The organism is Pseudogemmobacter sp. TB195 (assembly GCF_058313095.1).
This window is the reverse complement of sequence record NZ_JBZEGG010000015.1, coordinates 36,837-60,629: the sequence shown is the minus strand read 5'-3', so window position 1 is coordinate 60,629 and position 23,793 is coordinate 36,837. Positions and strand designations below refer to the sequence as shown.

General features: G+C 63.2%; 25 protein-coding genes and 1 riboswitch. Of the genes, 20 read left to right on the top strand and 5 right to left on the bottom strand.

Features of this window, described 5'->3' with window-relative positions; genetic code table 11:
* Positions 1-14: 14 nt before the first annotated feature.
* The 5 genes from AC4FS3_RS16060 (at position 15) to AC4FS3_RS16040 (ending at position 6,289) form a co-directional block, all read left to right on the top strand.
* Positions 15-1,613: an ABC transporter permease gene (locus AC4FS3_RS16060; RefSeq protein WP_491021396.1), complete on the top strand. Its 1,599-nt coding sequence runs from the start codon at positions 15-17 to the stop codon at positions 1,611-1,613.
* Positions 1,610-2,623 (top strand): ABC transporter ATP-binding protein, encoded by a 1,014-nt coding sequence (locus AC4FS3_RS16055; protein WP_491021395.1) that lies wholly within the window; start codon positions 1,610-1,612, stop codon positions 2,621-2,623. Before AC4FS3_RS16060 ends, AC4FS3_RS16055 begins: the two co-directional genes overlap by 4 nt.
* 68 nt (positions 2,624-2,691) lie before the next feature.
* The gene (locus AC4FS3_RS16050) at positions 2,692-4,395 is read left to right on the top strand and encodes an ABC transporter ATP-binding protein (protein WP_491021394.1); all 1,704 of its coding nucleotides are present in this window, start codon (positions 2,692-2,694) and stop codon (positions 4,393-4,395) included.
* Positions 4,396-4,477: 82 nt separating this feature from the next.
* A complete protein-coding gene (locus AC4FS3_RS16045) occupies positions 4,478-5,185 on the top strand; it encodes a GntR family transcriptional regulator (protein ID WP_283179217.1) in 708 nt (235 codons plus the stop codon).
* Between the two features lie 147 nt (positions 5,186-5,332).
* Positions 5,333-6,289, top strand: a complete 957-nt coding sequence (locus tag AC4FS3_RS16040; protein ID WP_491021393.1) for a dihydrodipicolinate synthase family protein — start codon at positions 5,333-5,335, stop codon at positions 6,287-6,289.
* Between the two features lie 120 nt (positions 6,290-6,409).
* Here the strand turns inward: AC4FS3_RS16040 and purU are convergent, their stop codons facing one another.
* Positions 6,410-7,294: a formyltetrahydrofolate deformylase gene (gene purU, locus AC4FS3_RS16035; protein WP_092902921.1), complete on the bottom strand. Its 885-nt coding sequence runs from the start codon at positions 7,292-7,294 to the stop codon at positions 6,410-6,412.
* A gap of 277 nt (positions 7,295-7,571) precedes the next feature.
* The gene (locus AC4FS3_RS16030) at positions 7,572-8,603 is read right to left on the bottom strand and encodes an Ldh family oxidoreductase (RefSeq protein WP_491021392.1); all 1,032 of its coding nucleotides are present in this window, start codon (positions 8,601-8,603) and stop codon (positions 7,572-7,574) included.
* A gap of 348 nt (positions 8,604-8,951) precedes the next feature.
* On the opposite strand from AC4FS3_RS16030, the gene AC4FS3_RS16025 reads away from it, so the two are divergent.
* The 13 genes from AC4FS3_RS16025 (at position 8,952) to AC4FS3_RS15965 (ending at position 21,328) form a co-directional block, all read left to right on the top strand.
* A complete protein-coding gene (locus AC4FS3_RS16025; RefSeq protein ID WP_491021391.1) occupies positions 8,952-9,761 on the top strand; it encodes a transporter substrate-binding domain-containing protein in 810 nt (269 codons plus the stop codon).
* 68 nt (positions 9,762-9,829) lie between these two features.
* Complete coding sequence (locus tag AC4FS3_RS16020; RefSeq protein ID WP_491021390.1) at positions 9,830-10,543, top strand: amino acid ABC transporter permease; 714 nt, start codon at positions 9,830-9,832, stop codon at positions 10,541-10,543.
* Between the two features lie 12 nt (positions 10,544-10,555).
* Positions 10,556-11,209, top strand: a complete 654-nt coding sequence (locus tag AC4FS3_RS16015) for an amino acid ABC transporter permease (protein ID WP_491021389.1) — start codon at positions 10,556-10,558, stop codon at positions 11,207-11,209.
* Positions 11,202-11,924 carry an amino acid ABC transporter ATP-binding protein gene (locus tag AC4FS3_RS16010; protein WP_491021388.1) on the top strand — a complete coding sequence of 241 codons (723 nt, stop codon included), beginning with the start codon at positions 11,202-11,204 and terminating at the stop codon, positions 11,922-11,924. The genes AC4FS3_RS16015 and AC4FS3_RS16010 overlap by 8 nt, the downstream gene beginning before the upstream one ends.
* 12 nt (positions 11,925-11,936) lie before the next feature.
* Positions 11,937-13,178: an NAD(P)/FAD-dependent oxidoreductase gene (locus AC4FS3_RS16005; protein WP_491021387.1), complete on the top strand. Its 1,242-nt coding sequence runs from the start codon at positions 11,937-11,939 to the stop codon at positions 13,176-13,178.
* An 8-nt stretch (positions 13,179-13,186) separates the two neighbouring features.
* A complete protein-coding gene (locus tag AC4FS3_RS16000) occupies positions 13,187-14,191 on the top strand; it encodes a 4-hydroxyproline epimerase (protein ID WP_283179224.1) in 1,005 nt (334 codons plus the stop codon).
* Positions 14,191-15,855 carry a cis-3-hydroxy-L-proline dehydratase gene (lhpI, locus tag AC4FS3_RS15995; RefSeq protein ID WP_491021386.1) on the top strand — a complete coding sequence of 555 codons (1,665 nt, stop codon included), beginning with the start codon at positions 14,191-14,193 and terminating at the stop codon, positions 15,853-15,855. Before AC4FS3_RS16000 ends, lhpI begins: the two co-directional genes overlap by 1 nt.
* A gap of 8 nt (positions 15,856-15,863) precedes the next feature.
* Positions 15,864-16,892: a trans-3-hydroxy-L-proline dehydratase gene (locus AC4FS3_RS15990; RefSeq protein WP_491021385.1), complete on the top strand. Its 1,029-nt coding sequence runs from the start codon at positions 15,864-15,866 to the stop codon at positions 16,890-16,892.
* Between the two features lie 44 nt (positions 16,893-16,936).
* Positions 16,937-17,139, top strand: a riboswitch (cobalamin riboswitch).
* 195 nt (positions 17,140-17,334) lie between these two features.
* The gene (locus AC4FS3_RS15985; protein ID WP_491021456.1) at positions 17,335-18,327 is read left to right on the top strand and encodes an ABC transporter substrate-binding protein; all 993 of its coding nucleotides are present in this window, start codon (positions 17,335-17,337) and stop codon (positions 18,325-18,327) included.
* Between the two features lie 64 nt (positions 18,328-18,391).
* Positions 18,392-19,378, top strand: coding sequence for a FecCD family ABC transporter permease (locus tag AC4FS3_RS15980; RefSeq protein WP_491021455.1), 987 nt, complete (start codon positions 18,392-18,394; stop codon positions 19,376-19,378).
* Positions 19,375-20,148, top strand: coding sequence for an ABC transporter ATP-binding protein (locus tag AC4FS3_RS15975; RefSeq protein ID WP_491021384.1), 774 nt, complete (start codon positions 19,375-19,377; stop codon positions 20,146-20,148). The genes AC4FS3_RS15980 and AC4FS3_RS15975 overlap by 4 nt, the downstream gene beginning before the upstream one ends.
* Entirely contained in the window at positions 20,145-20,564 is a 420-nt protein-coding gene (locus AC4FS3_RS15970; protein WP_198835032.1) for a pseudoazurin, read from the top strand. The genes AC4FS3_RS15975 and AC4FS3_RS15970 overlap by 4 nt, the downstream gene beginning before the upstream one ends.
* A complete protein-coding gene (locus AC4FS3_RS15965) occupies positions 20,561-21,328 on the top strand; it encodes a class I SAM-dependent methyltransferase (RefSeq protein WP_491021383.1) in 768 nt (255 codons plus the stop codon). The genes AC4FS3_RS15970 and AC4FS3_RS15965 overlap by 4 nt, the downstream gene beginning before the upstream one ends.
* A gap of 11 nt (positions 21,329-21,339) precedes the next feature.
* Here AC4FS3_RS15965 and nanR read toward each other — a convergent pair whose 3' ends face one another.
* Positions 21,340-22,068 (bottom strand): transcriptional regulator NanR, encoded by a 729-nt coding sequence (gene nanR / locus AC4FS3_RS15960; RefSeq protein ID WP_283179230.1) that lies wholly within the window; start codon positions 22,066-22,068, stop codon positions 21,340-21,342.
* 92 nt (positions 22,069-22,160) lie between these two features.
* Positions 22,161-22,319, bottom strand: a complete 159-nt coding sequence (locus AC4FS3_RS15955) for a hypothetical protein (RefSeq protein WP_491021382.1) — start codon at positions 22,317-22,319, stop codon at positions 22,161-22,163.
* A gap of 16 nt (positions 22,320-22,335) precedes the next feature.
* On the opposite strand from AC4FS3_RS15955, the gene AC4FS3_RS15950 reads away from it, so the two are divergent.
* Positions 22,336-22,758, top strand: coding sequence for a hypothetical protein (locus AC4FS3_RS15950; protein WP_491021381.1), 423 nt, complete (start codon positions 22,336-22,338; stop codon positions 22,756-22,758).
* A gap of 62 nt (positions 22,759-22,820) precedes the next feature.
* A complete protein-coding gene (locus AC4FS3_RS15945) occupies positions 22,821-23,000 on the top strand; it encodes a hypothetical protein (RefSeq protein WP_491021454.1) in 180 nt (59 codons plus the stop codon).
* A 171-nt stretch (positions 23,001-23,171) separates the two neighbouring features.
* On the opposite strand, the gene AC4FS3_RS15940 is transcribed toward AC4FS3_RS15945, so the two are convergent.
* A complete protein-coding gene (locus AC4FS3_RS15940) occupies positions 23,172-23,582 on the bottom strand; it encodes a DUF983 domain-containing protein (protein ID WP_491021380.1) in 411 nt (136 codons plus the stop codon).
* Positions 23,583-23,793 lie beyond the last annotated feature (211 nt).

Genomic DNA, 23,793 nt, shown 5'->3' with positions numbered 1-23,793 from the left:
TCTTGGCGGGCATCGTGACATCATCAGGGCGGGCGGGGCGCAGGCCCCGCCCGCCGCTTGCCTTGCTGCTTGCAGCGGGGCTTGTGGGCGTCGGCACCTGTCTGCCGGCGGCCTATCTGGTGATACGCGCCTTCGGGGCCGAGCCGGCACAACTGGCGGAAATCGTCTTCCGGTCGCGCAATCTGCTGCTTTTGGGCAATACACTTTCGCTGGTGGCGCTGGTCCTGGCGATCGGCACACTGATCGCGCTTCCCATGGCCTGGCTGGTGACGCGCAGCGACTTGCGGGCGAAAGGGCTCGTCACATTTATGATGGCGCTGCCGCTGGCGGTGCCGGGCTATGTGATGGCCTATGCGCTTTTGGGACTGTCGGGTTATTACGGGTTTGCGCGGGAATGGTTCGGGGTCTCGCTGCCGCCCCTGCACGGGCTTTGGGGGGCGGCTCTGTCGCTGGCGCTTTACACCTTCCCCTATATCTTCCTGAACCTGCGCGCGGCATTTCTGGGGATGGATCCGGGGCTTGAGGAAAGCGCGGCCTCGCTGGGCCGTTCGCGCTCCGAGGTCTTGCGCCATGTTGTGCTGCCGCAGCTCTGGCCGGCGCTGGTCTCGGCCTGGCTGGTCGTGGGGCTTTATGTGATCGGCGATTTCGGAGCCATCGCGCTGATGCGCTATGAGGTGTTTTCCTACGCGATTTATACGCAATATGCCGGGGCTTTCGACCGGACCTATGCCGCCTGGCTGTCTTTGATGCTGTTGGGCGTGGCGGGCGTGGCGCTTTATGCGCAGGCGCGGCTGACGCGGAGCCGCCGCTTTGCCCGGGTCGGGACCGGGGTGCAGCGGCGCGGCGTGCCGGTGCGGCTGGGTCTTTGGGCGGTTGCCGCCTGGGGCTGGGTCGTTCTGGTAAGCCTCGCTGCGCTCGGATTGCCTCTGGCGGTGCTGGGGCACTGGATGCGGCGCGGAATTGGCGAAATCGACTGGGCGATGCTGGGGCAGGCGGCGCTGAATTCGGGTCTGGCGGCGGCGGTGGTCGCCGGGCTCACCGTCGCGCTGGCACTGCCGGTGGTTTTGCTGACATTGCGCTGGCCCGGCTGGTTTGCCAGTGTGACCGACCGGCTGGCCTGGATGGGCTATGCGACGCCGCCGCTGGCCTTTGGCCTCGCGATGGTGTTTTTCACCCTTGCGGTCATTCCCTTTGCCTATCAGAGCCATGGCGTCCTGATCTTCGCCTGGGTGATGACCTTCCTCGCGCTGGCGCTCGGGCCTTTGCGGCTGGCGCTGATGCAGATCGGGACAAGGCCGGAAGAGGCGGCGCGCGCGCTTGGGGTCGGGCCGGGCCGCGCTTTTGCGCGCGTGACGCTGCCGCGTCTGAAAGGCCCGATGGTCGCGGCGGGCCTTTTGGTCTTTATCGCCGTGGTCAAAGAATTGCCGCTGAACTGGATGCTGGCGCCCACCGGCTGGCGCAGCCTTTCGACCACGGTTTTTGGCCGCACCGTCGAGGGCATGATGACCGAGGCCGCGCCCTTCGCGCTTGCGATCATCCTGTTTTCGGCGTTTTTCGTCGGGCTGATCCTGAAATATGAAGGCGCCGGCCGTAAGGAATTGGGAAGAAGATGACGGTTGAGCCCCTGCTGTCGCTCTCACATCTGAGCCGGTCTTTTGGCGCAGGCCTGGCTGTGGTCGATGATCTGTCACTGGATCTGGCCGCGGGCGAGATCCTTGCGCTGATCGGGCCTTCGGGCTGTGGCAAGACCACGACGCTCCGGATGGTCGCGGGGTTCGAGACCCCGGACCGGGGCCAGATCCGGCTGGCGGGGCGCGATATCACCGGGATTGCGCCGGAAAAGCGCGGCATCGGCATGGTGTTCCAGGACTATGCGCTCTTCCCGCATATGACCGTGGCGCAGAATGTGGGCTTTGGCGCCGCAGACCGGGCGCCCGCTACGGCGCAGCGCTTCCTCGATATGGTCGGGCTGGGCGATTTCGGGCTGCGTTACCCCGATGAGCTTTCCGGCGGCCAGCAGCAGCGCGTGGCGCTGGCGCGCAGCTTTGCCGCCGCGCCGGCGGTGATCTTGCTGGATGAGCCGTTCTCGAACCTTGATGCCGCGCTGCGCGCCCGGACTAGGCGCGAGATCCGGGCGCTGTTGAAGGCGAGCGGCATCGGTATCCTCTTCGTCACCCATGATCAGGAAGAGGCGCTCAGTTTCGCCGATCGCGTCGCGGTGATGAAAGACGGGCGCCTGTTGCAATGTGGCCAGGCGGCCGAGGTCTATGACAGACCGGCGGATCCCTTTGTCGCGGGGTTTCTCGGCCGCACCAATCTGGTCACCGGCGAGGCCCGCGGCGAGACCTGCGACACTATGCTGGGCCCGATCGCGCTGGAACACCCGGCGCAGGGGCGGATCAGCCTGTCGCTGCGCCCCGAACGCATCACGATCCGCGCGGCAATGGCGGGCGAGACGCCGCAGGGCCATGTCACTGCGGTCGAATTCAAAGGGCATGATCTGACCTATTGGGTCAGCTGTGGCGGCTCTGAGATCCAGGTTGATCAGATGGGCGGCCCGCGCCTGCCGGAAGGCGCGCCGGTCGTCCTGACGGTCGCGGGCAGGGTGGCGGCTTTTGGCTGAGGCCTCTTGACCATTCGGCGCTTCGGGTCCAGGCCATATCTTTGCCCCGAAGGCTGACAGAGTGAGCCATGCTGCGCGATTTCCTTACCTATTACCGGCCCTGGAAAACCCTGTTCTGGGTTGATTTCGGCTGTGCTGTCCTGTCGGGGCTGTTGGAGCTGGCCTTTCCGCTGGCGGTCCGGGGCTTTATCGATGTGCTGCTCCCGGCGGGGAACTGGACGCTGACGCTTGTGGCGGCGGCGGTTCTGATGGGGATCTACCTGATCAACACGCTGCTGATGGCGGTGGTGACCTATTGGGGCCATATGCTCGGGATCAATATCGAGACCGAGATGCGCAGGCGCGCCTTTGACCATATCCAGAAACTCTCCTGGAGCTATTTCGACAAATCGCGCACCGGCCATCTGGTTTCCCGCGTGACCCGCGATCTGGAAGAGATCGGCGAGGTTGCGCATCACGGGCCCGAAGATCTGTTCATCGCGATCATGACCTTTATCGGGGCCTTCGCGCTGATGCTCTGGCTGCATCCGCCGATGGCGATCATGACGGCGGTGATCGTGCCGGTGGCGGTGCTGATTGTCTCGGTCTTTGGCGGGCGGATGACGGCGACCTGGCGCGCGATCTACAGCCGTGTGGCGAATTTCAACGTGCGGATGGAGGAGAATGTCGGCGGTATCCGCGTGGTTCAGGCCTTTGGCAATGAGGAACATGAGAAAGCGCGCTTTGCGCATGACAATGCGATGTACCGGCGCACGAAACTCGACGCCTATAAGATCATGGCGGCAAGCCAGGCGCTGAATTATATCGGGATGCGCGGTGTCCAGGTGCTGATCATGGTCGCGGGCGCGGGCTATGTGCTGGAAGGCAGCCTGACGGCGGGTGGTTTCGTCGGCTTCCTGCTGCTCTCGTCGGTGTTTTTCCGCCCGCTGGAAAAGATCGCCGCCGTGCTGGAAACCTATCCCAAAGGCATCGCCGGTTTCCGCCGCTATCAGGAACTGCTCGCGACCGAGCCCGATATTGCCGATCAGCCCGATGCCCGCCCGGCCCCGGCGCTGAGCGGCGCGATACGCTTTGATGCGGTGAGTTTCGGCTATGATCCGGCGCGCCCGGTGCTGCGCGACATCACCTTCGACGTGCGCCCTGGCGAGACCCTCGCCTTTGTCGGCCCGTCAGGGGCCGGAAAGACCTCGCTTCTGGCGCTATTGCCCCGGTTCTATGAGCCGGCCTCGGGGGCGATCACGCTTGATGGCCATGACATCGCTGGTTTTACCCTCGACAGCTTACGCCGCCAGATCGGCATCGTGAGCCAGGATGTATATCTGTTCGGCGGCACGCTGCGCGAGAATATCGCTTACGGTCGGCTGGATGCGACCGAGGCCGAGATCATCGCGGCGGCGGAACATGCGCAGCTTTCCGAGATGATCGCGCGGATGCCGCAGGGTCTGGACACCATTGTGGGCGAACGCGGTGTCATGCTGTCGGGCGGCCAGAAGCAGCGCGTCGCCATCGCCCGGGTCTTCCTGAAGAATCCGCCGATCCTGATCCTCGACGAGGCGACCTCGGCGCTGGATACCGAGACCGAGCGCGAGATCCAGGCCGCGCTGGAGCGCCTGGCCGAGGGCCGCACCACGCTGGTGATCGCGCATCGCCTGGCGACGATTCGCGATGCCGACCGGATCATCGTGATGGAGGAAGGCCGGATCACAGAAACGGGTACACATGCCGAATTGTCGGTCAGTGGCGGGCGCTATGCGCGGCTTTCGGCGGCCTGATCGCGCCCCGGTGCCTTGTCGCTGTTGATCGCGGAAAAACAGTGGCGTATTCCTTTTGTCGACATGAAGGGGATGCGCGCCGATGACTGCCAGCGAAACGCCTGCGGGGCATGACCGCAAACGCGGCTCCGGCGTGCGGATGGTCTACGAATTGCTGCGCGACCAGATCCTCGATCTGGAACTGCCGCCAGGCTCTATCGTCGATGAGATCCAGCTGGCCGACCGCTTTGGCATGTCACGAACGCCGATCCGCGAGGCGCTGGTGCGGCTTGCGGCGGAAGGGCTGATCGACACGCTGCCGAACCGCTCGACCATGGTGTCGCAGATCGACTTCGCCAATCTTCACACTTTTTTCGACGCGCTGACGCTGATGTATCGCGTCACCACACGGCTTGCGGCGGAATATCACACGGCCGAAGACCTCGACCGCATCCGCGCGCATCAGCGCGCCTATGAAGAACGCTGTGCGGCAGGGGACGAGATCGGCATGATCGCGACCAACCGCCAGTTCCACCAGACCATCGCCGAGGCCGGGCGCAACCGCTATTACCTATCGCTCTTCAGCCGCTTGCTGGATGAGGGGCGCCGCCTGCTGCGGCTTTACTATTACAGCAGTTTCGAAGGCGATATGCCGGCGCTCTGGCTGCGCGAACATGAGCAGATGGTCGCGGCGATTGCCGCCCGCGATATCGGCGCCGCCGATCAGGTTGCGCGCGCCCATGCCGATCAGATCATCCGGCAGATCCAGAAAGCGATCACCCGCGACCGCCGTCAGGACATCTCCATCTGATCTTTCCGGGGGAGGCCAGGCTGCGCGCGGGTCTTCGCCTGAACGGAATTTATGTCGACAAATAAAATACAAACTCTATACTCACGGCTGAACCACGGAATCGTGCCGCCATACCTCTCGCGCGGCCCCAACAGAGGAACCAGCAAGATGAGCGATATCTTCACCGGCACCATCCCCGCCCTGATGACGCCCTGCAAAGCCGATCGCAGCCCCGATTTCGATGCGCTCGTGAAAAAGGCGAAAGAACTTGTCAGCCTTGGCATGTCCTCTGTGGTCTATTGTGGCTCGATGGGGGACTGGCCGCTCCTGACCGACGCGCAGCGGATGGAAGGCGTCGAGCGCCTCGTGCAGGCCGGTGTCAAAGTGATCGTCGGAACCGGCGCGATCAATACGGCTTCGGCCGTGGCGCTTGCAGAACATGCCGCGAAGACCGGTGCGCATGGCCTCATGGTGATCCCGCGCGTCTTGTCGCGCGGCTCGGTCGCGGCAGCACAAAAGGCGCATTTCAAGGCGATCCTCGCGGCCGCTCCGAACCTGCCGGCCGTGATCTATAACAGCCCCTATTACGGGTTCGAGACCAAAGCCGATCTCTTCTTCGCGCTGCGCGCCGAACACCCGAACCTGATCGGCTTCAAGGAATTCGGCGGCGATGCCGCGATGACCTATGCCGCCGAAAACATCACTTCGGCCGATGACGACGTGACCCTGATGATCGGCATCGATACCTCGGTCTTCCATGGCTATGTCAATGCGGGCGCGACTGGCGCGATCACCGGCATCGGCTGCGTGCTGCCGCGCGAGATCCTGACGCTGGGCAATCTGTGCAAGGCCGCCGCCACCGGCGATGTCAAAGCCCGCCGCCTGGCCAAAGAACTCGACACCGCCTTCTACGAGCTCGCCCGCGTCGATGGTGGCCCGGATCTGGTCCTCTTCTTCAAACATATGATGGTGCTGAAGGGGAACCCGGAATACGCGCTCCATTTCAACGAAGATGACAAACTGTCGCCGAGCCAGGCCGGTTTCATCGAAAAGCAACTGGTGCTGTTCGACACCTGGTATGCTGAATGGTCGAAACTCGACGAAGTCAAACCCTGGCTGGCCTGAACCGGCCCGGCTTCACAAATCAAAGGGCGCTCCCATAAAAGGAGCGCCCTCGCTGTTTTCATCTGTCCTTAAATATCCCCGCCGGAGGCCTCCGGCCAGTCATGGCCGGACCGGCTGTCCTCAGCCCATCCGCTCCGAGGCATAGGATCCGGGCGAGGCCGGGAACACGACCGTCTTCTCGCCATTGATGAAGACCCGCCCATGGACATGGGCATGGATGGCGCGGCTCAGAACCGAGGCCTCCACATCGCGGCCAAGGCTGACATAATCCTCGCCCGACTGGGCATGGGTGATCCGCACAATGTCCTGCTCGATGATCGGGCCTTCATCCAGATCGGCAGTGACGTAATGCGAGGTCGCCCCGATCAGCTTCACGCCGCGTTCAAAGGCCTGCTTGTAAGGATTGGCGCCTTTGAAGGAGGGCAGGAAGGAATGGTGGATATTGATGATCCGCCCCGACATCTCACGGCACATCTCGTCTGAGAGCACCTGCATATAGCGCGCCAGCACGATCAGCTCGGCCCCGGTTTCGCGCACCACCCGCATCTGCTCGGCCTCGGCCTGGGGTTTGTTCTCTTTGGTGACCCTGATGCAGTAATAGGGGATGTCCTGGTTCACCACGACCTTCTGGTAATCCATATGGTTCGAGATGACGGCCACGATCTCGATCGGCAGTGCGCCGATCTTCGAGCGGTACAAGAGGTCATTCAGGCAATGGCCAAAGCGCGAGACCATGACGATGACCTTGCGCTTGGCGGATTCGTCGAAGAAGTCCGCTTCCATATCGAAGGGTCTGGCCACCGCGGCAAAGGCTTCGCGCAGGTCTTTCAGCGTTTTGCCCTCTTCGCTGCGAAAGCTCACGCGCATGAAGAAGCGACCGGTATGGGCATCATCGAACTGGCTGGAATCGGTGATATTACAGCCCTGACCGGCGAGGAAGGACGAGATGGCGGCGACGATGCCGCGGGTCGAGGAACAGGTGACGCGGAGGGCGAGTTTGGACATTGTCGATCTTCATGCCTGGAATATGGGAGGAGGGACGGCGGCAGGCCGGTGGGTGAAGGAGGGGCGGCGACAGGTCTCCTGGAAAGCGCCGGGAATGGGGTCAGCCTATGCCCCGGGAGGGGGGGAATGTCATGCGAACATTCCGCTTTCCTGTATCAGAAAAGCGAAATGCCCAAAAATCGGTCGGAAAAAATGTTGAAAGAAACCATATAGGTAAAATTAGTTTCACCTGAATATGTGCAGGGCAAAGCCCCGGCTGGGCCGGGGCCTGCAGGATTCAGACAGCGTCGAGGCCAAGCCGCTGGAATCGCTCCAGCTGGGCAACCTCATCGGCGCTGAGCGTGATGCCTTCCGCTGCCGATTCCGCCCTTGCGCGGAAGCGGCGCTGTGAGGGCAGGCGGGCGCCCTGGCCGATGATTGCATCAAACAGCGTTTCGGCGCGGGCGAAGGGATCGCCGGGGCGGCCCTTCGCAAAGGCCTCGGGCGAGAAGGCAAGGATCAGTTCGCCATGGCGCGGTGCCAGCGTGGTCGAGCCGAGGTAGTCGAGAACTTCGGGGCTGGTCAGGTCGCCGATCATGATCCCGGCCAGAAGCTCGATCATCGTCGAGATCGCAGAACCCTTATGGCCACCAAAGGGCAGCATGGCACCGGCAAGCGCCGCTTCGGGATCGGTGGTCGGATTGCCGTCTTTATCCAGCGCCCAGCCCTCGGGCAGGGCTTTGCCGGCGCGGCGGTGGAGTTCGACCTCGCCCCGCGCTGCGACCGAAGTGGCGAAGTCAAAGATATAGGGGTCGCCTGCGGGGCGCGGCCAGCCAAAGGCAAAGGGGTTGGTGCCCAGAAGCGGATCGGTGCCGCCGGTAGGTGCGACGGTCGCATAGCTCGGGCACATCACCATCGCGGCAAGGCCATGGGCGGTGACCGCCTCGACCTCGGGCCAGAGCGCGGCGAGATGGGTGCAGTCATTGATCACCATCGCCGCCATGCCGAGCTTTTTCGCCCGGGCGGCAAGTTCCGGCAAAGCCAGCTCGAAGGCAGCATTGGCAAAGCCGCCCTGCGCATCGACCCGCACAAGTGCTGTGCCATCATCGGGTGCCAGCACCGGCACGGCCTGCGGGTTCACCTTGCCCGCCTTCACCGTGCGCAGCGTACCCTCGATCCGGTAGATGCCATGCGATTTGCATTGGTCGCGTTCGCCCGCCGTCAGCACCCGTGCCATGGCGCCGGCCTGCGCCGGATTCATGCCGGCATGGGCAAAGACCTTCTCGATTCGGGCGCCGAGATCCTCGATCGAAAGGGGGGGGGTGGTCATCTCTGCTCTCCGTTTCGGGCCGTGATCTCAGGGATCGCGGGACAGCTCCTGGCTGTGCTGTTGGTCATGCCGATGGTCATTCTGGGCGGCTTTCGCGAGAATCGCCATCCCTGCAGGCAGGCATTCCGGCGGCCCTTCACCCTTGTTGTGTATCAAAAACCCGGTTCCACGCGTTGGTTTTCAGGAAGACTGCCTGAATCGGCCCAAAACGCAGCCGGATCGCCTTCCATTCTCTGCTCTGACAGGTCTCTTGTATACTAATTGTATTTTTGATTTGCGTCGAGACCAATGACACATGATAGTGTCACGACGTGAATCAACAGCAAGAACAACTCAGGGAGAGCCTGCATGAAATCCAAAGTCCTCGCCTTTGGCCTTACGGCGGCCACTGCTTTCGCCGGCCCGGCCATGGCTGACAAACTTGACGACATCATCGCATCGGGCACGCTTCGCTGCGCAGTTGTCCTCGACTTCCCGCCGATGGGGTCGAAAGATGCTGACAACAATCCGATCGGCTTTGATGTCGATTACTGCAATGACCTTGCAGCCGCCCTTGGCGTCACCGCCGAGGTTGTCGAAACCACCTTCCCCGAGCGTATCCCGGCGCTGATGTCGGGCCGCGTTGATGTGGCCGTCGCTTCGACCTCGGACACGCTGGAGCGCGCCAAGACCGTCGGCGTTTCGGTTCCCTATTACGCGTTCGAGAATGCCGTCGTGGCCCGCCCGGGTCTGGAAATGGCATCCTGGGAAGATATGAAGGGCAAAGTCGTCGGCGCCACCGCCGGAACCTATGAGGCGATCTGGCTGGAAGGTCAGGTCAAGGCATGGGGCGAGGGCGAGTTCCGTCCGTTCCAGAACCAGGCTGACGTCTTCCTGGCGCTGAGCCAGGGCCAGCTGGATGCGACGGTCGGCACGATGGAGGTGGCCAATGCCAACGTCGCTTCGGGCAATTTCGGTGACATCAAGGTTGTCGACAAGGCCCCGATGGTGCCGGACTATGTTGCACTGATCACGCTGCGCGAAGAATATGGCCTGATCAACTACATGAACCTCTTCATCAACCAGCAGGTCCGCACCGGCCGTTACGCCGAGCTTTACAAGAAATGGGTTGGTGAGGGCGTTCCGGCGAACCTGACCATCACCGGCGTTTATCGCTGACACATCCGCCATACGCGGCGCGGGGGTGATCCCCGCGCCGTTCTCCGTTCAGTGACCGAGAGGCGGATATGTTCAATTACAGCTTTCGCTGGAATCAGGCGTTCCAATCGCTGCCTGATATGTTGCAAGGGGCGCTGGTGACTCTGGAAGTCGCAGTGCTTTCGATGATCCTTGGGATCCTTTTTGCGATTCTGCTCACCTCGTTCCGGCTCTCGGGCAATCGGGTGCTGCGCGGCATCACGACCACCTGGGTCGAAGTGGCGCGCAATACGCCTGCGCTTTTCCAGATCTATATGGCCTTTTTCGGTCTCGCGGGGCTTGGCATCGCGATCACTGGCTGGACGCAGCCGCATCTGGGCTTTGCCGTCGATCTGCGGCTCTCGCCCTATGTTGCGCTGCTCGCCGGGATCACGTTCAACAATGCCGGCTACCTGCATGAGAATTTCCGGGGTGCGCTGAAGGCGATCCCGGACACCCAGACCCGTTCGGCGCGGTCACTGGGCATGAGCGCGCCGCAGGCCTTTGGCTATGTGGTGATGCCGCAGATGCTCAGGATCTCTTTCCTGCCGATGACGAACCAGTTTGTCTGGGCCATCCTGATGACCTCGCTCGGCGCGGTGATCTCGATGAATTCGGATCTTTTTGGCGTCACCGACAATCTGGTGAAGATCAATTTCCGCACCTTCGAGATGTTCGCCATTGCTGCGGTCATTTTCTATGTGATGACCAAGGTCGTCACGCTCTCCGCCCGGCTGATTGCAGCCCGGCTGTTCAGATATTGAGGGGAGCGGGACATGTTTGAAACAGCAATGACCGCCAAAGACTTCTGGATGCTGGTCCAGGGCGCCGGGATGACGCTGCTTGTCACCGCCATTTCGGTCGCGATCGGAACCGTGGTCGGGGTGATCTGCGGCATCTTCCGCTTTCAGGCCGGGCCATGGTGGGCGATACCGGTGACCTTCGTGCTGGATGTGTGCCGTTCGGTGCCGCTTCTGATCCAGCTCTCGCTGGCCTTCGCCTTTGTCACGGCGGTGCTGAAACTGCGGGTCTCGGGGTTCTCGGTCGCCTGCGGGGTTCTGTCGCTTTATACCGCCGCCTATTGTTCGGAAATCGTGCGCGGCGCGCTGGAATCGGTGCCGCCGAATACGCGGCGCGCGGGCCGCTCGCTGGGGATGAGCTGGCTGCAGGACATGCGCTATATCGCCCTGCCGCTGGCCAGCCGGGTCGCCCTTCCGTCCTGGATCGGGCTTTCGCTTGGCGTTATGAAAGACTCGGCGCTGATCTATGTGGTCAATGTGTCCGAGCTGATGAAAAGCACCAAAGATCTGATCACCCGCCTGCAGGAGCCGCTTTTCCTGCTGCTCCTCTGCGGTGTGTTCTACTTTGTGATCAGCTTCCCCGTCGCCCGATTCGGCAGCTATCTTGAAAAACGGTGGTCCAATGATTGAGATTGAAAAAGTCCGCAAAAGCTTTGGTCCGCTGGAAGTGCTCAAGGGCATCGACCTGACGGTGGCCAAAGGCGAGGTTCTGACCGTGATCGGTGGATCGGGATCGGGGAAATCGACGCTGCTGACCTGTATCAACGGGCTGGAGCCGATTGATTCCGGGCGTATCCTCGTCGACGGGGTCGAGGTTCATGCAAAATCCACGAACCTCAACAAGCTGCGCCAGAAGATCGGCATCGTGTTCCAGCAATGGAATGCCTTTCCGCATCTGACCGTGCTGGAAAACGTCATGCTGGCGCCCCGGAAGGTGCTGGGCCGTTCCAAAGCCGAGGCCGAGGCCGAGGCGGAAAAGCAGCTGAAACATGTGGGCCTGGGCGATAAGCTCTCGGTCTATCCGGCGCGACTTTCGGGCGGGCAGCAACAACGGATGGCAATTGCCCGGGCGCTCGCGATGGGGCCGTCTTACATGCTGTTCGATGAGGTGACTTCGGCGCTGGATCCGATGCTGGTGGGCGAGGTGCTCGACACGCTCCGATTGCTGGCCTCGGAAGGCATGACGATGATCTGCGTCACCCATGAGATGAAATTCGCGCGCGAGGTTTCCGACCGCGTGGCCTTCTTCCATCAGGGCATCATGGCCGAGATCGCGCCGCCCGAAGAGCTGTTCGGCGCACCCAAAACCGCCGAGTTGCAGAAATTCCTCGCCGCCACTCATTAAGGCAGACGTAACATGCAGAACGAGACCGATGTGATTGTCATCGGGGCGGGCGTCGTGGGTCTTTCCGCGGCGCTGGCCATTCAGGCGCGGGGCCTGCGCGTCACGGTGATTGACCGCGAAGGTCCGGCGTCGGGTGCATCGGCCGGGAATGCCGGGGCTTTCGCCTTTACCGATATCCTGCCGCTGGCAAGCCCCGGAATCCTGCGCAAGGCGCCGAAATGGCTGCTTGACCCGCTGGGGCCCCTGTCGGTGCCGCCACCTTATGCGCTGAAGATCGCGCCATGGATGTTTCGCTTCTGGCGCGCCTGTTCGCCCGCGCGGGTGAAACAGTCGACGGTCGCACAGACCGCGCTGATGGATCTGTCAAAGGCCGAGCTTGAGCCGTTTCTGAGCCGTTCCGGCACGCTGTCGATGCTGGAGAAAAAGGGCAATCTTCAGGTCTATGAGAGCAAGGCCGAGCTTGACGCGAGCCTGCCTGGCTGGCGCGCGCGCGAAGAACACGGGATCGAATTCCGCCATATGGATGCGGGCGAGATGGCCGGGATCCAGCCCGGTCTCAGCCCTCGTTTCACCCATGGCACTTTCACGCCGGGCTGGTTCTCGATCTCGGATCCGAAGCTCTACACCCTGGCGCTGGCCGACAGGTTCCGCGCCAATGGCGGTGTGCTGGAGCGCGACGAGGTCACCGGGATCAGGCCCCTGACCGAGGGTGCCGAAGTGCTTTCGCATGGGAAAATCCGCCATGCGGGCCATGTCGTGCTCGCGGCAGGGGCACATTCGCATCTGATTGCGCGTTCGGTCGGCGACCATATCCCGCTGGAAACCGAGCGTGGCTATAACACCACCCTGCCGCGCGGGGCCTTCGATCTGAAGACCCAGGTGACCTTTGGCGGCCATGGTTTCGTGGTTTCGCGCCTCTCCACCGGCATCCGTGTCGGCGGTGCGGTGGAATTGGGCGGGTTGCACCGGCCGCCGAATTTCAGACGATCAGAGGCGATGCTGAAAAAGGCCGAAGCCTTCCTGCCCGGGCTGAAGCCTGAGGGCGGCGTGCAATGGATGGGCTTTCGCCCGTCTTTGCCGGACAGCCTGCCGGCGATTGGCCGCTCGAAGAATTCTGCCCGCGTTGTTCACGCATTCGGTCATGGCCATCTCGGGCTGACGCAATCGGCCGGCACGGCGCGGCTGGTTGCCGACCTTGTGACTGGAAACGCGCCCGCCATCGACATATCTGCCTTCTCTCCCCAACGCTTCTGAGGCTCATGATGAGTGTTCATACTTTCTCCTGCCTGGATGGTCATACCTGCGGCAATCCGGTGCGTCTGGTCTCGGGCGGCGGCCCGCGTCTGATCGGCAAGGACATGCTTGAGAAGCGCGCGCATTTTCTGCGCGAATTCGACTGGATCCGCACCGGTCTGATGTTCGAGCCGCGGGGCCATGACATGATGTCGGGCTCGATCCTCTATCCGCCGACCCGCGACGATTGCGATGTGGCGGTCCTGTTCATCGAGACCTCGGGCTGCCTGCCAATGTGCGGCCATGGCACGATCGGCACGATCACCATGGGGATCGAGAACGGGCTGATCCAGCCGCGCTCGCCCGGCAAGCTGTCGATTGATGCACCTGCGGGCAAGGTCGATATCTCTTACCGCCAGGAGGGTCGTTTCGTCGAAGAGGTGCGGCTGACCAATGTGCCGGGTTTCCTTTATGCCGAAGGGCTGACAGCCGAGGTCGAGGGTCTGGGCGAGATCGTGGTCGATGTGGCCTATGGCGGCAATTTCTACGCCATTGTCGAGCCGCAGAAGAATTTCCGCGACATGTCCGATTTCACCGCCGGAGAGCTGATCGGGTTCTCGCCGAAGCTGCGGGCGGCGCTGAATGCGAAATATGAATTCGTGCATCCCGGCGACGCGCGGATCAACGGCTTGTCGCATATCCTCTGGACCGGGGTTCCGACGGTCGAAGGCGCCCATGCCCGCAACGCGGTGTTCTATGGCGACAAGGCGATTGACCGTTCGCCCTGCGGCACGGGCACCTCGGCCCGGATGGCGCAGCTGGCGGCAAAGGGCCGCCTGAGTGTCGGCGATGAATTCTGGCATGAGAGCATCATCGGCTCGATCTTCAAGGGCCGGGTCGAGGCGACCTCTGACGCGGTGCCGGGCAAATCCGCGATCATTCCGTCGATCGGCGGCTGGGCGCGGCAGACCGGGATCAACACAATCTTCATCGATGAGCGTGACCCCTATGCGCATGGATTCGTGGTGAAATGATGGGCTCGCGGTTCATTCTTGAGGGCACGGCGAAGGGTCGCGTTCTGGCATCCGATGAGCCGCTGAGCTTCTGGGGCGGGGTGGATCCCGCGACCTCAAAGGTGATTGATGCGCATCACCCGCTGCATGGCGAGACGCTTGCCGGGCGGGTGCTGGTGATGCCCGGGACGCGGGGCTCCTGCACCGGGTCAGGGGTGCTTCTGGATATGGCGCTGAACGGGCTCGCGCCTGCGGCGCTGGTGTTTCGCGAGCCGGAAGATGTGGTGACGCTCGGCGCGATGATTGCCGCCGAGATGTTCGGCGTGGCGCTGCCTGTCCTGCGGCTGGAGCGCGCGGCATTCGACATAGTCTCGCAACTGGAGGAGGTGGCCGTCATTCCAGGGGCCATCGAGGCCCCGGGAGTGACCCTGCCGGTCGCCTCTGCCGCGGGATCGGCGCTGGCCCTGACGGCGGCAGATCTGGCGATGCTTTCGGGCGCGGAAGGCGAGGCCGTGTCGCAGGCGATGCGCATCCTTGTTGCAATGGCGGCAAATCAGGGGGCGAGCCGGCTGATTGATGTGACCCAGGGCCATATCGACGGCTGCATCTATGCGAGCCCCGCCAATCTGACCTTCGCGGCAAAGATGGCGGATATGGGGGCACTGGTGCGGGTGCCTACGACGATGAACGCGATTTCGGTCGACCGCGAGAACTGGCGTGCCCAGGGGGTGCCGGATCTGTTCGGCGCCCCGGCGCAGCGGCTTGCCGATGCCTATGTGGCGATGGGCTGCCGGCCGAGTTTCACCTGCGCACCCTATCTGCTGGAGAGCGCTCCGGCCGAAGGCGAAGCCATTGGCTGGTCGGAAAGCAATGCGGTGATCTTTGCCAATTCCGTGCTGGGCGCGCGGACGGCGAAACACCCGGATTTCCTGGACCTTTTCATCGCGATGACCGGGCGTGCGCCACTGGCCGGCGTCTGTCTGGACGAGAACCGGGCGGCGCAGCGCATCATTGACGTGGCGGCGATTCCTGACACGGATGATCTCTTCTGGCCTTTGCTGGGCTGGCTTGCGGGCCGCGCCTCGCCGGACCGGATCCCCTTGCTCAGAGGTGTGGGCGCGGCATCCCGCGAGCAGTTACAGGCACTGTGCGCGGCCTTTGGCACCACCTCGGCTGCACCGATGCTGCATGTCGAAGGGGTCACGCCCGAGGCGCATCTTATCGCACCCGATGCCGACAATGTCCGGATCACACGCAGCGATTTCGCCCGCGCCTGGGAGGAGCTGAACCAGGGCGGCGAAGCGATCGACCTTGTCGCCATCGGCAGCCCTCATGCCTCGCGCGAAGAATGCCGTGCTTTCGCGAAAGCGCTGAACGGTGGGCGGGTGCAGGTTCCGACCATCATCACCGCCGGGCGCCAGATCATTGCCGATCTGGCGGGCGAGGGCACGCTCGCAACCCTCGAAGCCGCCAGTGTGCAGGTGTTGCCTGACCTCTGCTGGTGCTCGATCTCCGAGCCGGTCTTCCCGCCCGCGACCCGCACGCTGATGACCAATTCCGGCAAATATGCCCATTACGGGCCGGGGCTTTCGGGCCGGCAGATCCGCTTTGACAGTCTTGAGACCTGCGCCCGCGCTGCCCTCACCGGCCATGCTGCCAAAACCCTTCCCCCCTGGCTTTCCTGAGGCCCGATATGCGCTCGATCAAGACCATCCATGTGATTTCCGCCCATGCCGAGGGCGAGGTGGGCGATGTCATAGTGGGTGGGGTCCGCCCGCCGCCGGGTGACACGATCTGGGCCCAGTCGCGCTGGATCGCCGAAGATCAGACGCTCAGGAATTTCGTACTGAACGAGCCGCGCGGCGGCGTCTTCCGCCATGTGAACCTGCTCGTGCCGCCAAAAGACCCGCGCGCCGATGCCGCCTTTATCATCATGGAGCCCGAGGATACGCCACCGATGTCCGGCTCCAATTCGATCTGTGTCTCGACGGTCTTGCTTGATGGCGGCATCATCCCGATGGTCGAGCCGGAAACGCGCATGGTGCTGGAGGCGCCGGGCGGTCTGGTCCATGTCCGCGCCGAATGCCGCAATGGCAAGGCGGAACGGATCTTTGTCGAAAACCTGCCCTCTTTCGCCGAACGGCTGGATGCAAAGCTTGAAGTCGAGGGCATTGGCACATTGACGGTCGATACCGCCTGGGGCGGCGACAGTTTCGTCTTTGTCTATGCCAAAGCGCTCGGCTTCAGCCTGACCCCCGACGAGGCGCATGATATTGCAAAGCTCGGGGTGAAAATCTCGGATGCCGGGACGGAACAGCTCGGTTTCCGTCACCCGACAAACCCGGACTGGAGGCATTACTCCTTCTGCCTTTTCGCGGGCGAGGTCACGCGCGAGGGCAATGACCTGCGCGCCGGTGCCGCCGTGGCGATCCGGCCCGGCAAGGTTGACCGCTCGCCCACCGGGACCGCGCTTTCCGCGCGGATGGCGGTGCTGCATGCGCGTGGCCAGATGTCTGAGGCCGACCGTCTGACCACCGTCTCGCTGATCGGGTCGGAGTTTCAGGGCCGCATCCTCGGCACCACCGATCTGGCGGGCACGGCGGCGATCCGGCCGGAAATCTCGGGGCGTGGCTGGGTCACCGGCATCCATCAGCATATGCTCGACCCATCTGACCCCTGGCCCGGCGGGTATCGGCTGTCGGACACCTGGGGCGCGCGCTGATCCGCATAACGCGATGCTTTGCCATTGAAGCGGGACGGGTTTGCCCATACTCAGGGCAGGTCGGTTTCCGCAAGGAATTGAAAGGGAATCCGTCATCCGCCTTTACAGGGGGATGAACCGGAACTGCCCCCGCAACTGTAGGCGGCGAGGATCCGCGCGACAATGCCACTGTGGGAGAGCCCATGGGAAGGCTGCGCAGACCCAGTGACCCGCCAGTCAGGAGACCTGCCGACTCCTGTAACCAACTTGACCCGGACGGGGCGTCCGGGGAGGCGAGATATGATTTTGACCCGCAGATGCGCCACCGCATCCCGTGCCGCCAGCCTGCGCCAACCGCGCCGGGCCAGCTTTGTGCGTCGCGGTTTTCACGCTCTCCATCCGCTCCATCCCCCATCCCCTACGGAGATCCCGGATGCGATATTTCCCCAATACCCGTTTCTCGATGACCGCTTCACTGGCCGCGCTCTGCTTTGGCATGCCTGCTTTGGCCGAGACCGGCTACCCGCTGAAACTGCAGAATTGCGGGCTTGAGCTGAGCTTTGACAAGGCGCCGGAAAGCGCTGTGACGGTCGGCCAGGCGACGAGCGAGATCCTTTACACGCTGGGACTTGGCGACAAGGTCGCGGGCACTTCGGTCTGGTTCACCGAAGTCCTGCCGGAGTTCAGAGAGCTGAACGACGGCATCGAGCGGCTGGCGGATAATGACCCCTCCTTCGAGAGTGTTGTCGCGAAACGCCCGGGGATCGTGACCGTGCAATATGAATGGCATGTCGGCCCGCAAGGTATCGTGGCGACGCGCGAGCAATTCGCCGATCTCGGCATTCCGGCCTATGTCCTGCCGTCCGACTGCATCGGGAAGGACAATACCGCAGGTTCGGACGGCACCCGGCTGGAACCCTATACGATGGCGGGGATCTATCTCGGCATCGAAGAGCTGGCGACGATTTTCAACATCACCGACAAGGGCACAGAGGTGGTCGCTGACCTGAAAGCGCGCGAGGCGGCGGCGGTCGCGGCGGCGAAGGCGCTTGATCTGAAAGAGGCCTCGGCGGTGTTCTGGTTCTCGTCGGCCGAGATGGATATCGACCCCTATGTTGCCGGAAACGGCGGTGCTCCGGCCTGGATGATGGCGTCTCTGGGGCTGAAGAATGTGGTTGAAAGCCCCGAGGAATGGCCGGTCGTGTCCTGGGAAACCATCGCGCGGGCCAATCCCGATGTGATCGTGATCGCACGCATGGACCGCCGCCGGTTCGAGGCGGATGATCATGAAAAGAAACTGGAATTCCTGAAGTCTGATCCGGTGGTAAGCCAGATGGAGGCGGTGAAGAATGGTCGCATCGTGATCATCGACGCCCATGCAATGGACCCGTCGATCCGCAATATCGTGGCGCTGGAAGAGCTGGCGGCGGCGCTGCCGGCCTTTGATCTGAAGTGATCTGCCAGAGATGAAACGCCCGGCCACCCCTGTTGCGCTTGCCACCCATGTCGCTTTGCGCGCCATGGCGGGGGTGGCTATCCTGGCGCTCGCCGTTCTGACGGGCGTGATCCTTGGCGAGACGCCGCTGCCCTGGTCGACGGTCTGGGCGGCATTGGCGAATAATCTCTGGAATGCCGGGCTGCCGGTCGATCCGATCGATCAGGGCATCATCTGGGCCTATCGGGTACCGCGCACCCTGGTTGCCGCCGGATGCGGCGCGGGGCTGGCGCTGGCAGGTGTGGTTTTGCAGGCGCTGGTCAGAAACGCGCTGGCCGATCCTTACCTGCTGGGCGTCTCGGCGGGGGCCTCGACCGGGGCGGTGGCGGTGACGATCATGGGCGTCGGCGCCGGGGCCATCGGGATTTCCGGGGGCGCTTTTCTGGGGGCGGCTCTGGCTTTTGGCCTTGTCGCGGCCCTGGCCCGCGCGGCGGGCGGCGGCCCTGCACAGATGGTGCTTGCGGGCATTGCCGGATCGCAGCTTTTCAACGCGCTGACCTCTTTCTTCATCGCGAAGTCGGCCAATGCCGAACAGGCGCGCGGCATCATGTTCTGGCTTTTGGGCAATCTTTCGGGCGTGCGCTGGCCCGATGTGACACTGGCTTTGCCGGTCGCGGTCGCAGGGTTTCTTGCCTGCCTCTGGCATGCGCGCGCGCTGGATGCGTTTTCCTTTGGCTCGGACGCCGCCTCATCACTGGGGATCGCGGTGCGCCGCGTGCAGATCGTGCTGATCGGCGCGGTGACCCTGATGACCGCGACGATGGTCAGCCTTGTCGGCTCCATCGGCTTTGTCGGTCTGGTGATCCCCCATGCGGCGCGGTTCCTTGTCGGCCCGCGTCACGGGCGGCTGATCCCGGCGGCGGCCCTGACCGGGGCCGTATTCCTGATCGCGGCCGATGTGGTCTCGCGCATGCTGATCCCGGGCCAGGTGGTGCCGATCGGGGTGGTCACCGCGCTGGTGGGCGCGCCCGGCTTCGCGCTGATCCTGATCCGGGGGAGGGTGCGCGGATGAAGATCGCGGCGCATGATCTTGGCTGGGCCGCGCGCGGGCGCCCGATTGTCGAAGGGATCACCCTGGAGGTTGCCAGTGGCGAGACGCTCGGGCTGATCGGGCCGAACGGGTCCGGGAAATCGACGCTGCTGAAGCTCTTTGCCGGGATCGCGGCGCGGGCGCGCGGCACGGTCAGCCTGGACGGCACGGCCCTGTCGCGCATGAACCGGCGCGATATTGCGCGGCGCATCGCCTTTGTCGAACAGCAGGCCCAGACGACCGAGGCGCTGCGCGTGCAGGACGCGGTAGAGCTGGGCCGCACGCCCTGGCTCTCGCCGCTGGCGCCTTTTGGTGCGCAGGATGCCGCGATCTGCGCCGAGGCGCTGGCGCGTGTCGGCATGGCAGACATGGCCACGCGGTCCTGGACCACCCTTTCAGGCGGCGAACGTCAGCGTGTCCATATTGCCCGGGCCCTCGCGCAGCGCCCGCAGGTCATGCTGCTGGACGAGCCGACCAACCATCTTGATATCCATCATCAGCTGTCCCTGTTGCGGCTGGTCTCAGACCTGCCGGTGACTGTGGTGATCGCGCTGCATGATCTGAACCAGGCGCTTGGCTGCGACCGGCTGGCGGTGCTGGAGGGGGGCAGGCTTGCCGCCCTTGGCCCGCCGCGCGAAGTGCTCAGCGCCGACCGCCTTGCCCACATTTTCCGCGTCGGGGCCAGGACGCTGACCGACCCGACCGATGGTGTCACGCAATTCCGTTTCCACTGCCTTGAGGATCAGCCATGAAATCCGCTCTTGCCGCCCTTTTTCTGATGATCGCCACGCCCGCGCTGGCCGAAACGCATGAGGTGGAGATGTATAACCGGTCGGAAAACGGCCCGATGATCTATGAGCCATCCTATCTGAAGATCGCCCCGGGCGATTCCGTGCGCTTTATCCCGACCCAGCCGAGCCATAATGCCGCGACCATTGATGATATGATCCCCGAAGGCGCCACGCCGTTCAGATCGAAGATCAATGAGGATTTCACTGTCACCTTCGATGTGCCGGGCGCTTACGGGATCAAATGTTCGCCGCATGTGGCGATGGGGATGGTGATGCTGATCCATGTCGGCGATGTGGCGGAAACCGTATTGCCCGAGACCCTGCCGGCACGTGCACGTGAGCGGTTCGAGACGATCCTGTCCGGAATTGAGAAGTGATCAATCACGATCTCGCTGAAGAGATCCGTGACTACTGGTCGCGCCGCTCGGAAACCTTTGACCAGGCATTCGGCCATGCGATAGCGCCAGGGGCCGAGGCCGCTGCCTGGGCGCAGCCGATGCGCGATCACCTGCCGCCCGCACCGGCGCGGATCATGGAACTGGCCTGCGGCACCGGCGAGGTGACGCGGCTGATCCATGATCTGGGCCATGAGGTCACGGCGCTGGATTTTTCCGAGGCGATGCTCGCGGTTGCACGCGCGAAACATGCGGGCAAACCGCAGCTGCGCTTTGTGCTGGCCGATGCGCAGGTCACGATGGAGCCCGATGCCAGTCAGGATGCGATCCTGTGCCGGCACCTGGTCTGGACGCTGACCCGGCCGGAAGAGGGCTTTGCCGACTGGTTTCGGGTGCTGAAACCCGGCGGGAGACTTCTGGTCTATGATGGTGACTGGGCGCAGCCCGCGCGTTCGGGCCGCTGGCCGGCGCGGGTGCTGGCGCTGTGGGAACGATTCTCGCCCGACCCATTTTATGACGGTGCGATGGGCGCGCGCCACGCCGCGATCATGGCGGGGCTGCCTTTCGGCACCGGCCTGCGCTTTGAACTGCTGGTGCCGTTGCTGGAAAAGGTGGGCTTCACCGCCATCACGCGCCATTCGCATGAGCCGATTGCCAGGGCGCAACGGCGGGTCAACGGGCTGCGCAACCGGCTCAGAACCCGGGTTTATGACCGCTTTATCCTGACGGCGCAAAAGCCCGGCTGAGAGCGGTGGGGTCAGCCCTGGGGGTAAAGCCGTTCCGACCGGTCGAGATGCTTTTGCATCCGCTCTGCCGCGAGATCGGGGTCCTGGGCCGCGAGCGCATCGGTGATCGCCTCATGTTCCGCAAGCGTCACCGTCTCATGGCCCGACCAGTGCAGAAGCGTGTTGTGATGTTTGAAGAGCCAGCCCAGCATCGCATGTGACAGCGCCGTGATCACCGGATTGCCAAGGATCGCGGCCAGCGCCGTGTGAAAATCGATATCGGCGCGCATGAAAGCCGCCGTATCGCCAAGCGCCGCACGCTGCAGGCCGACCAGCCCGCGGAGGCGTGCCACATCTGCGGGCGTCGCCTTTGTGGCGGTCATCCGGGCCAGCCCGGTCTCGAACAGCTTTCGCGCATCGCGCAGATGGCCGAGATTGCCCGGCTCTGCCGCGATCAGAAGGCTCGCGATATCATTGATCTGATGCAGTGCCAGATCCGGGTTCAGCGGATTGACGCGGCTGCGTTCGCCATGAGAAATCGTGATCAGCCCCTGGGTGTGCAGCTGCTGCAGAGCCTCGCGCACGGCGGGGCGGCCGACACCCATCCGCGCCATCATCTCGCGCTCGGAGGGCAGGGCATCGCCAGGACGCAACTGACCCGAGGCGATCATGGCGCGCAGTTGCTCGACCACCGAATCCGACAGCTTGCGCCGTGCGACCGGCGCAAGAGAAAGATCGGAAGATCGCGGTTCTGGCTTCATGGCGGCCCTTAAATGGCGCTTTGGTGGACGGATGTTCCGGCCCGGTGGCATGATGATATAATGACCCGGGCGGCAGGGAAAGCACAGCCTGGTCAGAGCCCCGCAAAACGGGTGAGAAAACCTGTTTCCCGATCCATGTCAGAAGCGGTTTCGAGGCGCGTGCCGGAACGGAGAACAGCAGAATGAAATTTGCCGTCATCGGGCTTGCCTAATTCGGGCGGTTCGATGCCGTCTTGCTGTCGCGCCATCATGACGTCACCGCGGTCGATGTCTCTGCAATCCCGGCGGATCGCCGCACATTGCAACAACTCCTCCTTCGGCTATGACGTCTATTGTCTGCCGAAAGATACCAAACAGCTTTTGACCAGGTATTCCGAGGTGCCGCAGAATCTGATCACGGCGATTGTCGATCCCAACAGGACACGCAAGGACTACCTTGCGGGGCTGACCATTGCGCTGAATCCGCAGGTGGTGGGTGTCTGCCGACCGGTGATCAAAAGGGGCTCTGACAATTTCCGCGATAGCTCGATCCAAAGCAGCATGAAGCGGATCAAGGCGAAGGGGATCTGCGTCGTTATTTTCGAGCCGCCGCCGGAGGGGCGCGCGTTTTTCGGATCGAAAGCCGAACGCGAACTGGAGGCTTTCAAGCCCGGATCTGATCCTCGTAAACCGCCGGACGCCCGAGCCTGAGGACCTCCGTGAAAAGGTCCTGACCCGCGACCCCTGACGATGCCGAAACCGTCTTTGGCTGTCTGGAACTGGCCTGCGCATTACAGGCGGGCGTGGCGGTAAGGCTCGTTCATTTCGTCGAACAGCCGGATGCCGCACGCGCGACGACCATGTTTGAGGCGGGAAACTTCCGGTGGAATGCCGGGATCTTCCTGTTCCGCACTGCCGGCCTTTCACCGTCCATGACGACGGGACGCCGCTGACGGAACATCAGTCGGTTTATCGGCCGCTCGGTTCGAGCCACCGCAATTGGCCAGGGCGCGAAGAGGTGAGGACAGGAATAGATCCGGACAGGTGCGGGTTCCACAGCCTGCCCTGGCCAATTGCGGCGGATCGCCCTCATCGCGCTTGCGGCAGCGGGGCGGCGCCTGACATCAGAGTTGCGGTGCGCTGCTTTCGCCAAAGCCATGCATACGCCGCGACCATTGCATGGCGACCATAAAGCCCTTGGTCGAAGGCAGCATCACCAGAGCCAGGGGGATCACGGTCAGCGAAACGATCAGGCCGACGATGCCCGGCGTCAGGTCGGTATAGCTGAAGAGACCGTGGATCATGAACCCGGCGATATGGCAGATGATCAGCATGGTGATATAGGCCGGGCCGTCATCGGCCCTTTGATGCCAGAGTTCTTCGCCACAGGCCGGGCATTGCCGTACCACCTTGAGATATGACGAGAAAATCGCGCCCTCACCGCAGGCCGGGCAGCGGCACATCAGGCCACGGCGGATCGCCTGTTTCAGCGGGCGTTCAGGAAGCTCTGCGGCGGAATGCGACGTATCGGTCATGCTGTCCTCGGGTCACGGAAGCCTGCGGGCGCTGCTGTTGGCCCGTTGCCAATGATGTAGGGCAGTTTCATCATAAAGACAAGATCCCGGCAGTGTATGGGTCTGCGACGGAATGACCCATATATTCAGCCGGGATTGTGCGGATCGCGGCCCTTTGAGAGCCGGTGATAGGTGTCTCGATGTCTGGTCTCCATCCTGAGATGGAAAAGCG

Bases quoted from the DNA above. Each gene is read 5' to 3' on its own strand.
- AC4FS3_RS16055 (WP_491021395.1), top strand. From the start codon at position 1,610: ATGACGGTTGAGCCCCTGCTGTCGCTCTCACATCTGAGCCGGTCTTTT.
- AC4FS3_RS16050 (WP_491021394.1), top strand. From the start codon at position 2,692: ATGCTGCGCGATTTCCTTACCTATTACCGGCCCTGGAAAACCCTGTTC.
- AC4FS3_RS16045 (WP_283179217.1), top strand. From the start codon at position 4,478: ATGACTGCCAGCGAAACGCCTGCGGGGCATGACCGCAAACGCGGCTCC.
- AC4FS3_RS16040 (WP_491021393.1), top strand. From the start codon at position 5,333: ATGAGCGATATCTTCACCGGCACCATCCCCGCCCTGATGACGCCCTGC.
- purU (WP_092902921.1), bottom strand. From the start codon at position 7,294: ATGTCCAAACTCGCCCTCCGCGTCACCTGTTCCTCGACCCGCGGCATC.
- AC4FS3_RS16030 (WP_491021392.1), bottom strand. From the start codon at position 8,603: ATGACCACCCCCCCCCTTTCGATCGAGGATCTCGGCGCCCGAATCGAG.
- AC4FS3_RS16025 (WP_491021391.1), top strand. From the start codon at position 8,952: ATGAAATCCAAAGTCCTCGCCTTTGGCCTTACGGCGGCCACTGCTTTC.
- AC4FS3_RS16020 (WP_491021390.1), top strand. From the start codon at position 9,830: ATGTTCAATTACAGCTTTCGCTGGAATCAGGCGTTCCAATCGCTGCCT.
- AC4FS3_RS16015 (WP_491021389.1), top strand. From the start codon at position 10,556: ATGTTTGAAACAGCAATGACCGCCAAAGACTTCTGGATGCTGGTCCAG.
- AC4FS3_RS16010 (WP_491021388.1), top strand. From the start codon at position 11,202: ATGATTGAGATTGAAAAAGTCCGCAAAAGCTTTGGTCCGCTGGAAGTG.
- AC4FS3_RS16005 (WP_491021387.1), top strand. From the start codon at position 11,937: ATGCAGAACGAGACCGATGTGATTGTCATCGGGGCGGGCGTCGTGGGT.
- AC4FS3_RS16000 (WP_283179224.1), top strand. From the start codon at position 13,187: ATGAGTGTTCATACTTTCTCCTGCCTGGATGGTCATACCTGCGGCAAT.
- lhpI (WP_491021386.1), top strand. From the start codon at position 14,191: ATGGGCTCGCGGTTCATTCTTGAGGGCACGGCGAAGGGTCGCGTTCTG.
- AC4FS3_RS15990 (WP_491021385.1), top strand. From the start codon at position 15,864: ATGCGCTCGATCAAGACCATCCATGTGATTTCCGCCCATGCCGAGGGC.
- AC4FS3_RS15985 (WP_491021456.1), top strand. From the start codon at position 17,335: ATGACCGCTTCACTGGCCGCGCTCTGCTTTGGCATGCCTGCTTTGGCC.
- AC4FS3_RS15980 (WP_491021455.1), top strand. From the start codon at position 18,392: ATGGCGGGGGTGGCTATCCTGGCGCTCGCCGTTCTGACGGGCGTGATC.
- AC4FS3_RS15975 (WP_491021384.1), top strand. From the start codon at position 19,375: ATGAAGATCGCGGCGCATGATCTTGGCTGGGCCGCGCGCGGGCGCCCG.
- AC4FS3_RS15970 (WP_198835032.1), top strand. From the start codon at position 20,145: ATGAAATCCGCTCTTGCCGCCCTTTTTCTGATGATCGCCACGCCCGCG.
- nanR (WP_283179230.1), bottom strand. From the start codon at position 22,068: ATGAAGCCAGAACCGCGATCTTCCGATCTTTCTCTTGCGCCGGTCGCA.
- AC4FS3_RS15955 (WP_491021382.1), bottom strand. From the start codon at position 22,319: ATGATGGCGCGACAGCAAGACGGCATCGAACCGCCCGAATTAGGCAAG.
- AC4FS3_RS15950 (WP_491021381.1), top strand. From the start codon at position 22,336: ATGTCTCTGCAATCCCGGCGGATCGCCGCACATTGCAACAACTCCTCC.
- AC4FS3_RS15940 (WP_491021380.1), bottom strand. From the start codon at position 23,582: ATGACCGATACGTCGCATTCCGCCGCAGAGCTTCCTGAACGCCCGCTG.